General features: G+C 66.2%; 15 protein-coding genes and 1 pseudogene. 7 read left to right on the top strand and 9 right to left on the bottom strand.

The window, feature by feature from the left end; translation table 11 throughout:
- Positions 1–26: 26 nt before the first annotated feature.
- Together AAHH99_RS24270 and AAHH99_RS24265 are read right to left on the bottom strand one after the other, a co-directional pair.
- The gene (locus AAHH99_RS24270; RefSeq protein WP_067285624.1) at positions 27–266 is read right to left on the bottom strand and encodes a hypothetical protein; all 240 of its coding nucleotides are present in this window, start codon (positions 264–266) and stop codon (positions 27–29) included.
- Between the two features lie 41 nt (positions 267–307).
- On the bottom strand, positions 308–685 hold the full coding sequence (locus tag AAHH99_RS24265) for a hypothetical protein (RefSeq protein WP_418770993.1): 378 nt from the start codon (positions 683–685) through the stop codon (positions 308–310).
- Between the two features lie 97 nt (positions 686–782).
- On the opposite strand from AAHH99_RS24265, the gene AAHH99_RS24260 reads away from it, so the two are divergent.
- The gene (locus AAHH99_RS24260; RefSeq protein ID WP_418771125.1) at positions 783–2,414 is read left to right on the top strand and encodes a fatty acid--CoA ligase; all 1,632 of its coding nucleotides are present in this window, start codon (positions 783–785) and stop codon (positions 2,412–2,414) included.
- A gap of 96 nt (positions 2,415–2,510) precedes the next feature.
- Positions 2,511–3,020, top strand: coding sequence for a hypothetical protein (locus AAHH99_RS24255; protein ID WP_418770992.1), 510 nt, complete (start codon positions 2,511–2,513; stop codon positions 3,018–3,020).
- 11 nt (positions 3,021–3,031) lie between these two features.
- Here AAHH99_RS24255 and yaaA read toward each other — a convergent pair whose 3' ends face one another.
- The 3 genes from yaaA to AAHH99_RS24240 all read right to left on the bottom strand — a co-directional run bounded on the left by yaaA (position 3,032) and on the right by AAHH99_RS24240 (position 5,823).
- Positions 3,032–3,778, bottom strand: coding sequence for a peroxide stress protein YaaA (gene yaaA / locus AAHH99_RS24250; RefSeq protein ID WP_418770991.1), 747 nt, complete (start codon positions 3,776–3,778; stop codon positions 3,032–3,034).
- 31 nt (positions 3,779–3,809) lie between these two features.
- Positions 3,810–4,433: an NlpC/P60 family protein gene (locus AAHH99_RS24245; protein WP_418770990.1), complete on the bottom strand. Its 624-nt coding sequence runs from the start codon at positions 4,431–4,433 to the stop codon at positions 3,810–3,812.
- A 253-nt stretch (positions 4,434–4,686) separates the two neighbouring features.
- Positions 4,687–5,823 carry an alkaline phosphatase family protein gene (locus AAHH99_RS24240; RefSeq protein ID WP_418770989.1) on the bottom strand — a complete coding sequence of 379 codons (1,137 nt, stop codon included), beginning with the start codon at positions 5,821–5,823 and terminating at the stop codon, positions 4,687–4,689.
- Positions 5,824–5,970: 147 nt separating this feature from the next.
- Between AAHH99_RS24240 and AAHH99_RS24235 the strand changes: the two are divergent.
- From AAHH99_RS24235 to AAHH99_RS24220, 4 genes and pseudogenes are all read left to right on the top strand, one after another.
- Positions 5,971–6,240 (top strand): annotated as a pseudogene (locus AAHH99_RS24235) (AfsR/SARP family transcriptional regulator); the annotation flags it as partial.
- A gap of 175 nt (positions 6,241–6,415) precedes the next feature.
- Positions 6,416–7,192 carry an ArsR/SmtB family transcription factor gene (locus tag AAHH99_RS24230; protein WP_418770988.1) on the top strand — a complete coding sequence of 259 codons (777 nt, stop codon included), beginning with the start codon at positions 6,416–6,418 and terminating at the stop codon, positions 7,190–7,192.
- The gene (locus tag AAHH99_RS24225) at positions 7,189–7,914 is read left to right on the top strand and encodes a DUF899 family protein (RefSeq protein ID WP_418770987.1); all 726 of its coding nucleotides are present in this window, start codon (positions 7,189–7,191) and stop codon (positions 7,912–7,914) included. The genes AAHH99_RS24230 and AAHH99_RS24225 overlap by 4 nt, the downstream gene beginning before the upstream one ends.
- Before the next feature lie 17 nt (positions 7,915–7,931).
- Positions 7,932–8,627, top strand: coding sequence for a DUF899 domain-containing protein (locus AAHH99_RS24220; RefSeq protein WP_418770986.1), 696 nt, complete (start codon positions 7,932–7,934; stop codon positions 8,625–8,627).
- 108 nt (positions 8,628–8,735) lie between these two features.
- Here AAHH99_RS24220 and AAHH99_RS24215 read toward each other — a convergent pair whose 3' ends face one another.
- A complete protein-coding gene (locus tag AAHH99_RS24215) occupies positions 8,736–9,395 on the bottom strand; it encodes an MBL fold metallo-hydrolase (protein ID WP_418770985.1) in 660 nt (219 codons plus the stop codon).
- An 81-nt stretch (positions 9,396–9,476) separates the two neighbouring features.
- On the opposite strand from AAHH99_RS24215, the gene AAHH99_RS24210 reads away from it, so the two are divergent.
- Entirely contained in the window at positions 9,477–9,851 is a 375-nt protein-coding gene (locus tag AAHH99_RS24210) for a hypothetical protein (protein ID WP_418770984.1), read from the top strand.
- Here the strand turns inward: AAHH99_RS24210 and AAHH99_RS24205 are convergent, their stop codons facing one another.
- The 3 genes from AAHH99_RS24205 to katG are packed head-to-tail and all read right to left on the bottom strand — an operon-like array spanning position 9,852 to position 13,589.
- Positions 9,852–10,505, bottom strand: a complete 654-nt coding sequence (locus tag AAHH99_RS24205; protein ID WP_418771124.1) for an alpha/beta hydrolase — start codon at positions 10,503–10,505, stop codon at positions 9,852–9,854.
- 36 nt (positions 10,506–10,541) lie between these two features.
- Positions 10,542–11,318 carry a glutamine amidotransferase gene (locus AAHH99_RS24200; RefSeq protein ID WP_418770983.1) on the bottom strand — a complete coding sequence of 259 codons (777 nt, stop codon included), beginning with the start codon at positions 11,316–11,318 and terminating at the stop codon, positions 10,542–10,544.
- Positions 11,319–11,345: 27 nt separating this feature from the next.
- Positions 11,346–13,589 (bottom strand): catalase/peroxidase HPI, encoded by a 2,244-nt coding sequence (gene katG / locus AAHH99_RS24195; RefSeq protein ID WP_418770982.1) that lies wholly within the window; start codon positions 13,587–13,589, stop codon positions 11,346–11,348.
- Positions 13,590–13,614: the final 25 nt, after the last annotated feature.

The raw sequence follows: 13,614 nt of genomic DNA, 5'->3' as shown, positions 1-13,614 counted from the left end.
CCCATCTGAGGTGCGCCGACGGCGGTCTACAGCAGTCGGCGGGGCGATACTTCCATCTGATAACCGGCGGGGAACGTCATCTCGATCACCCGCAGTTCGTCGTGGGCCTTCGACTCGAGTTCGAGGACGACACATCCCTCGCCGAGGTCCTTGGCCTCCAACACCGTGTAATGCTGACCGCCACCGTTGACATCGACGACAGGGTCCCCTGAGCGCAGTGCCTCGACCGCTACCAGGCCGGGGGCTTTTGCCGGGTGTGTTTCCACGCGACCCACGGTAGGCCAAATTGCCCGGGCGCTCGGGTGTTTCAGCCGACCGCCAACGTGTAGAAGAAGCCCCCGACGATGAGCGTAGCCAGGCAGAGCCCGAAGGTTCCCAGCGCGAACGGCCAGCCACGCTCGCGCCGCACCAGCTGCACGACCGTGACGATCAACCCGGCCACACCGATGGCGGCGGCGATCAACAGCGCGTTGATGATCGCGCCGACCGCGCCCGCCTCGCTGCAACTCTCGGGAGGGCAGTGATCCAGAAACGCGAGGGAGAAGAGCCCGAACACCGCGCCGACAACGATCATCGCTGCGGTCATCACCAGGGCGACTATGGAAGCCGTGATGTCCGCGCCGGACACCGGCCGCTTGGGGGGCTGCGGCATCGGGTAGGCGGGCGGATAGCTCGGTTGGGCCATGACCGCAGATGCTAGCGACGCGATACCCGGTTTCCTGTCGAAACGCCAGGACATGGACCATCATGGCGCTATCGATCCAGCCGCACGGGAGGTGCCGATGGACAGCACTATGCAGGACTTTCCACTGACCCTGACCACGATCCTGCGACACGGTACGGGGTGGCACTCCGGCCGCAAGGTGATCACCGCGACGCCCGACGGTTCGCGAGAGATCAGCTACGGCGAGCTCGGAAGCCGGGTGGCCCGGTTGGCCAACGGGCTGCGTGCGCTCGGCGTGACCGAGGGGCAACGGGTCGCCACGTTCATGTGGAACAACCAGGAACACCTCGAGGCCTACTTCGCCGCGCCATGCATGGGCGCGGTTCTGCACACACTCAATATCCGCCTGGGCGGCGATCAGGTCGCGTTCATCGCCAACCAGGCCGAGGATTCCGTTGTACTGGTGGACATGTCGCTCGTCGCGTTGTTCGCGCCGATCCTGCCGCAGCTGACAACCGTGCACACCGTGGTCGCGGTCGGGGACGGCGACATCACCGAACTCGCCGACACCGGGCGCACGGTGATTCGGTACGACGACCTCATCGCCGAGCAGCCGCTCGAGTACGACTGGCCGGATCTCGATGAAAAGAGCGCCGCCGCAATGTGTTACACCAGCGGCACGACCGGCAACCCGAAGGGCGTTGTCTACAGCCACCGGTCGACGTATCTGCACTCGATGGCCGTGTGCTCGGCCAACGGCATCGGTCTGGCCGACGGAGACCGCGTGTTGACTGTCGTTCCGATGTTTCACGCCAACGCGTGGGGTCAGCCGTATGCGTCGGTGATGGCCGGCGCCGATCTGTTGCTGCCCGACCGATTTCTGCAGGCCGCCCCGCTGGTCGACATGATCGAGCGTCACCGTCCGACCGTGTCGGCGGCGGTGCCGACGATATGGAACGACGTGCTCAACTTCTTGCACGCCAACCCGGACAGGGACATCTCGTCGCTGCGCAACGTCTGCTGCGGCGGATCGGCGGTCCCACTGGCGATGATGAAGGAATACCAAGAGCGCTTCGACGTCGTCATCCGGCAGGGCTGGGGCATGACCGAAACCTCTCCGCTCGCGGCGATCGCAGTCCCGCCGCCGGAAGTGACCGGTGACGACCACTGGACGTTGCGAGCCGCGGCCGGCCGCGCACTGTGCGGCGTGGAGATCCGCATCGTCGACGACCAGGGCGCGGTCCTGCCCAGCGACGGGAAAGCCGTGGGCGAGATCGAGATCCGCGGCCCGTGGATCACCGGCTCGTACTACCTCAACGCCGACTCGAGCAAGTTCGACGAGGGATGGTTGCGCACCGGTGACGTCGGAAAGATCGATCCTCAAGGCTTCATCACGTTAACCGACAGGGCCAAGGACGTGATCAAGTCCGGTGGGGAATGGATCTCGTCTGTGGAGTTGGAGCTGCGCATCATGGACCACCCCGCCGTGTACGAGGCGGCGGTCGTCGCGGTGCCCGACGACCGTTGGCAGGAGCGGCCGTTGGCAGCGGTGGTCCTCGACAAGGGCGCATCCGTAGCCCCGGACGAGTTGCGGAAACATCTGAGCGACAACGTACCCCGGTTCTGGTTGCCGGAGCGTTGGGCGTTCGTCGAGGAGGTGCCCAAGACCAGCGTCGGCAAGTTCGACAAGAAGTTGATCAGGGCGCGGTATGCCGACGGCGCCTACGACGTCGTCGAGTGCCGCGACTGATCGCCCAGGCGCTGAACACCCGGCGAACCGTTCCGGCGCGGGAGGCGGGTGGTTTACGGTAGCGACGACGGTCAATCCGGTCGCTACACACCGCGGATGAGGAACGAGGACGAAGACATGCGCCGATCGATCCGACTGATGGCCTCGGCCGCTGCGCTCACGACCGCGGCGCCCCTCGGGTTGCTGACCGCCGGCATCGCGGCGGCCAATGACACGTTCGTCCCGATGAACCAGGTGTCGCGGCGTTGCGATTTCAGCGAGACCGACTACAACGGCCCGACCGGCTATGGGCGGGGCACGAGCGTCATCAGGTCGAGCGGGTCGAATCTGTCCGCGGATGTCACGCTCGACGTGGCCGTACCCAACATGCGCTACGACGTCCGGCTCATTCAGGTTCCGCGGCCGTCGTCGGCACCCTGCCTCGGCAGCGATCCCGGTGTCGCCATGGCTACGTTGCAGACCAACGGTGTCGGTCACGGCACCGTCAGCCTCCACGACAGCATCGAACCGGGAGCGACGGGGGCTTGGGTGTGGATCACGCGGCCCGACCCGTTCTCCCAGGACCCCAAGGAGTTCTACACCAGCGACATGACCGTCAAGATCTGACGGCGGTCCGCTCAGGCGGCGACGACGACGGTCAGCTCGTCTCCGCGGCGTTCCACCCGCATACCGGCGCGGCGCGCCACTGCTGCGACCGCGGCCGCATCGGCGGGTTCGGATCGCGTGCCCGCCAGTACGCGGGCGAGTCGCCCCTTGTGCGCCTTGTTGAAGTGGGTCACCACGCTGCGGCGCCCGTCTGGATGCTCGGCGACGACGTCCACGCGTACCGCGTTGGGCAGCCGGCCGAGCGCCGCATACGAACCGGAGCGGAGGTCGACGACCAGGTTGTCGATTGCCCAGTCGGCCAGCACGGGTTCCAGCAGTGGGCGCCACCGCGTCGCCAATGACGGCCGGCCGGGAAGCTTCGACGTCGCCGAGAGCCGATAGGCCGGGACCGGATCGTCGGCGCGCAGCAGTCCGAACAACGCCGAGCCGACGGCCAGCCGCGCCCTTGCCCGCGCTGCGGTGGCACCGCGCAGCGATCCGACGTCCAGCGCGTCGTAGAGGACACCTGTGTAGCGGCTGATCGCCGGCAACGTCGGCGCCACGCGCAACTCCGCGTTGCGCTCGATCTCGACGTCCTGCGATGCGGAGAGCCCCAGGGCGCGCCGGCAGGCAGACCGGTCGGCGGCCAATTCCACCAGCTCGTCGAGCAGTTCGGCACGTAGGGGCCCGAGCTCAGGCGAGCTGAGCGACTCCACCCGCAGTGGGGGCCCGTCGCCTCCGACCCGTTTGGTCTCCGAGGGCGGAAGAAGCACGATCACGCCGCAGAGGCTATCCGGGCGCGGGTCGCGCTCAGGCCGGAGGCATCGGAGCCGGCGGCGGCGGCGCGAACGGGTCGGCCGGAGGCGGCGGCGGCGGGGGTGCCAACGGGGCGCCCGGCATCGGAGCCGGCGGCGGAGGGGGCGGCGGGGCGAACGGATCGCCCGGCGGCGGGGCCGGAGCCGGAGGCGGTGGCGGGGCGAACGGAGCGGCCGGCGGGGCGGGCTCGTGCCCCGCCATCATCACCACCGGCGCGGGCGGGGCACCCGGGACCATCGGCTGCTCAGGCGGCACCGGCAGGAACATGTGGTTGGTGAACTGGTCCTGGTAGGCGCCGCCGCCACCGATCTTCACGCCGCCGCCCTCACCGGACGAGACGGGAGTGCCGTCGGGCAGGGTGGCCGCGGTGTGGCCGCTGTTCCAGCCGACGACCAGCGCGCCCGGCTGGGTGCCGTACTGGAACCCACGCTCGAGCAGCGCGCTCTCGATGTTTCCCGTGTTGAACCGGTCGCCGTACACGGGCCGACCGGTCGCTGCATTCGTCACCCAAGACACCAGGCCCGAGCAGTCCGTACCGGCAGGCGAGTCGCCGCCGGTGACGTACGGCGTGCCGGACACCTGGTTTACAAGCGTCAAAAGCGTGGCAATAGCAAACACGCGGTCGGACGCTACAAGTTTCCGGACAAGGCCACCAAATTCTGTGATCGCCTTCACAGCCTGCGGTTTCTATTGCCTACTTCACGAATAGCATTGCGGAATCGCCCTTTTGGCGTTGACTCAGCAACGTCTATTGCCGCTGGGCGAATTAGGCCGTGTAGCAATCGAATTGCCGATGCGATGCCGCATCACGGCCTGAATCACGTTGGACCCCAGTCAATCTGCCGTGTACCGCGAGGGTTGCTACGAAAGCTCAGCCGCGCGCCAGCAGCAACGGCACCGTCTGTTCAGCGAAGGTGAGCGACCCGTGGTGTCCGATCAGTGATGATTCCAGCGGTTCGGCGGTGCGCCGCACGATCGCCGCGGTGTCGCGGGCGGCGGCCACGATATCGCCGATCCGGGGCCGAACCTCGTCGCTGACCTGGGGTCCGAACCAGCCGGCCTCGATGGCTTCCTCCCGGGAGAGCACCCACGCACGCTCACCCAGCACGGTTCGCCAGGCCTCGAGCACATCGCCCTGCGAACCTTCCTCTATATAGACGTGCCGGGCGCGCGCCTCTCCGGCGACCGCCTCCACGCCGTCGAGCAGCGCGGGGGTGCCATCGATGTCGATCGTCTCGCTCGACGAGACCTCGACCATCCCGTGGTCGGCCACCACGGCCAGCAGCCCGCCCGGCGGCAACGCCTCGACCACCGATTCGATGAGCGTGTCGATCTGCCGCAGCTGCATGCGCCATTGCGTCGAGCCCGGGCCGTACAGGTGGCCCAGCATGTCGAGCTCAGCGTGGTACCCGTAGCAGAATCCGCCCTCGGAGAGCGTGGTCTGCACCGCCGCCGCGAGATCGCCGAGCGCATGAACACCCACGTAGCGTCCGCCGCGAAGCACGGCGCGGGTGAGGCCGGAGCCGGTGAACTCGGCCCCGGAGATGATGCTGACGGCAACGCCCGCCGAGGTGGCCCGCTCGAAGGTGGTGGGCAGTGGTTGCATCTGTTCAGGGATGACAGTGCCCCGAAGGTCCTGGCCCCAGGGGTGCGGGCGCCAACGCAGGGCGTTGATAACGCCGGCGTCCGGGACTCGGAACGAATAGCCGACGAACCCGTGTTCGCCGGAACGGCGGCCGGTGCCGACCGCCGCCAGCCCCGCGGCGGTGGTCGACGGGAAGCCGACGGTCAACGTCCTACCTCGGAGCGACGCCATCGTGGGTGCATCGGCGGCGTAGCGGTCGAGAAGTTCGGCGCCCAAACCGTCGATCAGCAGGACACAGGCCCCGCCTAGGTCATCGACGAGCCCGAGGGAGTTCTCGAACCCGCCGGCGCCCATCGCCGACAGGATCGACGGCACCACATCGGCCAGATGGGGCAGGGCGGGATCCGGTGTGGGCAGGTCCACGAGCTGAGCCTGCCACAGCGACGGCGCTGCGACGACGGCATTTCGTTGCTAGCGCAAAGACCCAGCTCAGAGGTTTTTTACTTGTTCTCGACCGCATGTTGAATCGGCTTTCAGACGATCGCGGTGTAATTACGCTCCAAGAGGTGGATGGGGGTTCCTGGCGGCGGTTCGGTCGTGTCGGCCGACACTCTCGTCGCGCTGCTCTGGGGCGATGACCCACCGCGGACAGCCACCAAGGCGTTGCAGACCGACATCTCGTCGCTGCGTCGCGCCCTGGGAGACGGCTTCGTGTTGACGGAGGGCACCGGCTGGACCCTGAGCACTACCGAAATCGACGCCATCCGCTACAGGAGCGCCGCAAAACTCGGGCGTAAGGCGCTAGCCGCGAACGACCCGACCCGGGCGGTGACCCTGTTCCGGACCTCTGGATCGAAACGGCAGGGGTCCTGGCTCACTCGACTCTCGGCGTCGCGTGGCAATGAGCGGGCGCTCGACAATGAGGCATGGCCCCACCCTCACCATTGACACGCAGCCGAACGGCTGCCTATCGTCAGACGTGCAGCCAACCGGCTGCATGAACCAGGTGGCAGGGATGGACGACGTTTTCAAGGCGCTGGCCGACCCGAATCGGCGCTTGCTTCTCGACAGCCTCAACGACCGCAACGGCCAGACGCTGCGGGATCTGTGCTCGCGGTTGTCGATGGCCCGCCAGTCGGTGAGCAAGCACCTCGCCGTGCTGGAATCCGCCAACCTCATCACCACCGTGTGGCGGGGGCGCGAGAAGTTGCACTACCTCAACGCGGAGCCGATCAACGCGATAGCCGACCGCTGGATCCATCAGTACGACCGCGCGCGAGTGCAGACGCTCGCGGACCTCAAGACAGCATTGGAGATCCACCCGATGAGCAGCAGCGAATTCGTCTACGTCACCTATATCCGCACCACACCCGAACGCCTGTGGCAGGCCATCACCGACCCGGCCTTCTCCAACCGCTACATGGGTCACGCCCTGGTGTCGGACTTCAAGAAGGGCTCCTCCTATGTGTGGTCCGACTGCACCGGGCTGGAGATCACGGATCCGGAGCAGGTGATTCTCGAGTCGGAGCCGTATCGGCGGCTCGCGTTCACCTTCCACACCTTCGTGCCCGAACTGGTGACGCTGGGCCTCGACCAGGACGTCGTGGAAAAGGCGGCGGCCGAGAGGCGCTCGAAGGTCACCTTCGAGATCGAACCGATCGAGGACGGCCAGGTGAAGCTGACTGTTGTGCACGACGAGTTTCCGCCGGAAAGCACTGTGCGTGGCCTGATCTCCGGCGGTTGGCCATGGAAGCTCGCCAACCTCAAGAGTGAACTGGAAGCAGCGTCATGACCTCGATCCCTGCGGTCGCCGACCGCGAGACGTGGCAGGCGGCGATCGACGCCTTACGGGTTCGGGAAAAGGCCCATACCCGCGAAGGCGACGCGATCGCCGCGGCCCGCAGGCGTCTGCCGATGGTCGAAATCGACTCCACCACAATGCTCGTCGGCCCACGAGGGCCGGTCACCTTGCTCGACGCGTTCGAGGGGCGCTCGCAACTGATCGCGTACTACTTCATGTGGCATGCCGGCCACCCGGCACCCGCACAGTGTGAAGGTTGCACATGGTGCGCCAGCCAGGTCACCGAGCTGTCGTACCTTCACTCTCGGGACATCACCTACGCAGTGCTCTGCCAGGGCCCCTACGACGAAAGCCGCCGCTACCGCGATTTCATGGGATGGGAGATGCCGTGGTACTCGGCGCAGGACTCTCTCGAGACCCTGCTCGTCGGACGACGAAAGAACCTCATGCACCTGGTCTGCTATGTGCGCGACGGCGACCGTGTCTTCGAGACCTACTGGACGACCCGCCGCGGCGTCGAAGCCATGGATTCCAGCCTGGCGCTGATGGACCTCACTGCGTACGGACGCCAGGAAGAGTGGGAGGACTCACCACCGGGCTGGCCGATATACCCGCTCGCCGAGGACCGCCAGCCTATGCGCAGCAACGGACGACCGATCGCGCAGTGGTCGCGCCTTCAAGCGGGGCGTTCCGACGACTTAACCGCGAGATGACAAGGGAGTGACGATAAGTGAAGACACCGCCGATCGTGGCCGCAGAAGAGTGGGACGCTGCCTGGCAGGAGATGCTCGTCAAGGAGAAGGAACTCATGCGAGCCCGCGACGCCCTGGCCGCCCAGCGCCGACGGATGCCGTGGATGGCCGTCGACAAGAACTACACCTTCGAGGGGCCCGAGGGCAGGGTGAGCTTTCTCGATCTGTTCGACGGCCGACGCCAGCTGATCGTCTACCGGGCGTTCATCGAGCCCGGCACCTCCGACGGTGACTGGCCCGAACACGGTTGTGTTGGTTGCTCTTTGATGGCCGACCATGTACCCAACCTCGCCCATCTCAACGCCCGCGACACCACGTTCGTCTACGTGTCCCGCGCTTCGCAGGCGGACCTCGAGCGTATGAAGTCGAAGATGGGTTGGCGACACCCGTGGTACACGATCCTCCCCAGCAAGGACGCAGCCTTCGACGTCGACTTCGGCGTCCAGGACTGGCACGGCACCAACGTTTTCATCCGCGACAACGAGAACCGCGTCTACCGCACGTATCTCGTGAACGGGCGCGGTGACGAGGTGTTCGTCAACACGTGGAACCTGCTCGACGTGACGCCGCTCGGCCGGCAGGAGGATTGGGAGGATTCACCCGAGGGCTATCCGCAGGACCCGCCCTACGAGTGGTGGAGTTGGCACGACACCTACGACCAGCGCACGCCCTAGCGCGACCCCGTTTGTGAAACCACCGACGGATATCCCGCAAAAACCGCCGCTAGATTCACAAACGAGATCCGCGAGCGCCAAAAACGGCCACAACCCACGAGAAACCGGCTATGACGGCACGGTCGCCAGCGCTTGCGCCACGCATTCGGCCCACTGTTGCGAGTCGACGGCCATCCATGCCGTCTCGCCACCGAATGCGCTCGAGAGCACGAGGTCGGGTGCGACAGTGCCCAATAACTTCACACTTTCGCGCAGCTGCCCGGCGTCACCGCGACCCGGAACCAGGAAGGTCTCCCAGGTCCCCGAAGCGGTCGGGAACATGGTGTCGCCGGTGAACAGGTAACGCTCACCGGTCACACCGGTGACGAGATAGCTTGTGCTGCCAGCGGAGTGGCCCGGCGTGGGAAGTATCTCGACGCCGTTGACGTCTAGGTGCCGCACACTACCGACGGCCACGTCGACGACAGCGTGCTCGGCAATGGTGTCGATCTCTGCCTCCGGCGCGTGCAGCCGTCGACCGAACCGCTCTTCGATCCGCTTGAGGTTCGGACCGGCCTCGTCGAGATGCGACAGGTATTGCGCGCTGACGCCGCCGAGTGCGTCGATTGCGTCGAAATCGGCCCCCGTGGCCGGGCTGTAGAACAACACGTTGCCATGCGGGCCTCGCCACAGATACGCGTGCGTGGTGAGGCCAGGAAACGGCGAGTCCATCCGGGTCTGCCAGAGATCGTCCCGAATTCGTGTCAACTGCGTTGTGGAAGTAGTCATGTATCGACTCTGCGACCTGAACCTTTGTTGAGGTCAAGCGAATCCTGACCGAATTTCACCTCCGAGTGTCACCATCGAGAGATGGCCCGTTCATGGATGGCCGACTTCGCGGCGCTGACGGCGGTCACCGCCTCGATCGTGATGGCGCCGCAAGCTGAGGCCGTCTGCTACTCCGCCGACTGCGTTCCCAACGTCACGCACAGTGTCGTCGAGGGGACGCCCTGCAAGCCCGGCAAGTATTTCAATTACGGGCTCGGCCCCACCGGGGCAACGTTCGTCTGTAACAGGGTGGGGGTCTGGACGCCGGCCGGGCCGCTCGTGGGCATCCACAATGTCGCGATGGACTGCCCCGAACAGAACTTGTCGGCTCAGGGCTCCGACGGCGTGGCGTTCGTCTGTGCCGACATGGGCGGCGGGCACCTGCGGTGGGCCCATCGTATCGACACCGCGGAATGATCAGAACACCGCAGCGATTCGCGACGCCACGTCCGTCGCCACCGATAGCGTCGCCGGATCGGTAGCCGGCGAGTAGCGGTCGGCGGCAGCGTCGTATGTCGCGCCCGCGATCGACCCGTGGTCGGCCTCCAGCACGACGCACGAGACCGGCCAGCCGTTGCGCTCGAGTGTCGAGGCGAACTCCCGGCTGACCGAGGGCGGTATCACGTCGTCGTGCGCACCGTGCAACAGCGTGAACGACGCAGGGTAACCGTTCAACTCAGCCGGCAGCGGCGAGCCACTGATCGGATCGGCGACCATGAATGCTCCCGCGAGGCAGACGGTGTGGGCCACACCAACCTGTCGCGCGTGTACCGCCAGACCTGCCGCCGCCAAGCCGCCCATCGACCAGCCGACGACAACCAGCGGCTGGTCGCCGGCATGCTCCCGCGAAAACTCGGCCGACGCCAACAGGTCGCTACGCCCACGGTCGTCGGCGTGCGAATCCCAGTCGGCCAGTACAACCGACAATCCGTGCTCGTGCACCCGTTCGGCCAACGGCCGCATCGCGGCGCGCGAATCGGTCTGCGCGCCGTGCCACATCAGGACAGTGGTTTGCGCCGGGTCGCCGTAGATGTCTGCGGACCGGCCGGGGGAGTACTCGACGGTGTGCACCACCCTGGAGTGCCCCGACGAACGCGGAACCAATCGTTAGCGCGAATAGCGCTCCACGAACTGGCGCAGGATGGTCTGCGGATAACGGACATCCCATTGCCGGACAGCGGATTTGAGCGCTTCGGCCGATTCCGGCGGGAAGTACCCGTAATCCTTGTAGACGTTGATCCGGGTGATCAGACCGTTGAGGTCCAGTTCGGGGTGGAACTGCGTGGCGTACACGTGACGCCCCACCCGGAACGCCTGCACCGGGCAGTCCGGTGACGACGCGAGGCGTTCGACCCCGGGCGGTAGCGAGGTCGCGCCTTCCCGATGGCCGCCGTAGGCGTCGAAGACGTCGGGCACCTCGGCGAACAGTTCGTCGTCGCGGCCCGCGGAGGTGACGGTGACGGAGAGCCCGCCGACCGGTTCTGGATGTGTGCGGTCCACCGTGGCCCCGATGACGGTGCCGAGCGTGCCGACGCCGTAACAGCAGCCGAGGAACGGAAAGTCGCGATCGACGATGCGCCCGATGAGGTCCAGTAACTCCGACTCGACCCGCCGCTGCGTGGCCGACTTCGAATCGGCGGAATCGCTGACGTTGTAGGGTCCGCCGCCGAGGATGATTCCGGACCAGTCGTCGAGGTCGATGTGCCCGAGCGATTCGTGCGTCAACCGGATTCGTCGCATGCCGGTGGTGTCGAGACCGGCGAACCGCATCATCGCCCGGTATTCGTCCTCGGCGGCTTCGTCCTCCCCGCGGATGGAGAGCAACAGAAAAGGCGCAGACAGCACGACACCCCGCGAGCCCGATGAGCCCGCGGGGTGCCGCATGTCGTTACTGACGATCAGACTCGGTTGTTAATCCAAGTCGAACCGATCGTTGTTCATGACCTTGACCCAGGCAGCGACGAAGTCCTCGACGAATTTGTCCTTGCTGTCTTCCTGGGCGTAGACCTCGGCGATGCCGCGCAGCACCGAGTTCGAGCCGAACACCAGGTCGTTGACGGTGGCCGTCCACTTGAGCTGTCCCGTTGCGCGGTCCACACCCTCGTAGACGTTCTCCGCCGCGCCCGACTTCCACTCGGTGCTCATGTCGAGCAGGTTCGTGAAGAAGTCGTTGCTCAGCACACCCGGCTTGTCGGTGAACACGCCGTGCTTGCTGCCGCCGTGATTGACGTTCAACACCCGCAGACCGCCGATCAGCACAGCGAATTCGGGTGCGGTCAGGTCGAGCATGTAGGCCCGCTCGACCAGGAGCTGCTCCAGGGGAGCCTTCTCACCCGCCCGCGCGAAGTTGCGGAAACCGTCCGCCCGCGGTTCGAGCACCGCGAAGGACTCCACGTCGGTGTCCTCCTGCGTAGCGTCGGTGCGACCCGGTGCGAAGTGCACGTTGATCTCGAAACCGCCGTCGCGCGCGGCCTTCTCGACCGCAGCCGAGCCGCCGAGCACGATGATGTCGGCCAGCGAGATCTTCTTGCCACCGGTCGCCGAGCTGTTGAACTCCTGTTGAATGCGCTCGAGCACCGGAAGCACCTGTGCCAACTCGGTCGGTTCGTTCGCCTCCCAGGTCTTCTGCGGCTCGAGGCGAATCCGCGCGCCGTTGGCGCCACCGCGCTTGTCGGTGCCGCGGAAGCTCGACGCCGAGGACCACGCTGTCTTGATCAGCTGTTGCACGGTCAGGCCCGAGTCCAGCAGCTTGCTCTTGAGCTGGGCGATGTCCTGCTCGTCGACCAGCTCGTGATCTACCGCAGGCACCGGGTCCTGCCAGATCTCCTGCTCGGGGATCCACGGCCCGAGGTAGCGGGTGACCGGGCCCATGTCGCGGTGCATCAACTTGAACCACGCCTTGGCGAAGGCCTCGTCCATCTCCTCGGGATGCTCCAGCCAACGCCGGGTGATCGCGCCGTAGATCGGGTCTTCCCGCATCGAGATGTCGGTGACGAGCATCGTCGGCTTGCGCGGCGGGCCGCCGAACGGATCGGGAATGATCGCTTCGGCGTCCTTGGCCTCGAATTGCCAAGCGCCGCCGGGACTCTTGGTCAACTCGTACTCGTAGCCGTACAGGGTTTGCAGGTAGCCGTTGCCCCACTCCGTGGGAGTCGGCGTCCAGACGACCTCGAGGCCGCTGGTGATGGTGTCACTGCCTTTACCGGAAGCGAACGCACATTTCCAACCCAGGCCCTGCTGCTCGATGGGGGCGCCCTCCGGCTCGGGTCCGACCAGGTCGCCGTCGCCGGCGCCGTGCGTCTTGCCCAGAGTGTGGCCACCGACGATCAGCGCCGCGGTCTCCTCGTCGTTCATCGCCATCCGACCGAACGTCTCGCGGATGTCGTGCGCGGCCGCCAGCGGATCCGGCTTGCCCTCAGGGCCTTCCGGGTTGACGTAGATCAGGCCCATGGTGGTCGCACCGAATGGCTCAGCCAGCTTGCGATCGCTGTCGTTTGTGCCGCCGTAGCGCTCGTCGGTGCCCAGCCAGGTGTCCTCCTGGCCCCACAGCATCTCCTCGGGCTCCCAGATGTCCTCGCGACCGAACGCGAAGCCCTTGGTCTTGAAGCCCGACACTTCGAGTGCGGCGTTTCCGGCGTACGCGATGAGGTCGGCCCAGGAGATCTTGTTGCCGTACTTCTGCTTGATCGGCCACAGCAGACGGCGCGCCTTGTCCAGGTTCGCGTTGTCCGGCCAGCTGTTGAGCGGCGCGAAACGCTGTGCACCCTGGCCGGCGCCGCCGCGGCCGTCGAAGATGCGGTAGGTGCCTGCGGCGTGCCAGCTCATGCGGATGAACAAGCCGGCGTAGCTGCCGTAGTCGGCGGGCCACCAGTCCTGCGAGGTGGTGATCAGCTTATGGACGTCGGCCTTGAACGCTTCGAGGTCGAGCTTTTTGAATTCCTCGGCGTAGTTGAAGTCCTGGCCCAGCGGGTTGCCCTTCTCGTTCTGCTTGTGCAGCACCGACACGTCGACCTGGTTGGGCCACCAGTCCCGGTTCGTCAGAGGAGCGTGCGACTTCGGCTTCGGCGAATCGATAGCCGGGTTCTCGCTCTCGCTGTGGCTGGCTGTCTTGGAATCATCATGAGGCGGGCGAGCGTCGGACGTATCAGATGACACAGCGTTCCTTCCGGTGGGTTATTTG

Source organism: Mycobacterium neumannii (assembly GCF_048452905.1).
GTDB classification, from domain to species: domain Bacteria; phylum Actinomycetota; class Actinomycetes; order Mycobacteriales; family Mycobacteriaceae; genus Mycobacterium; species Mycobacterium neumannii_B.
This window is presented reverse-complemented; position numbering and strand designations above follow the sequence as displayed.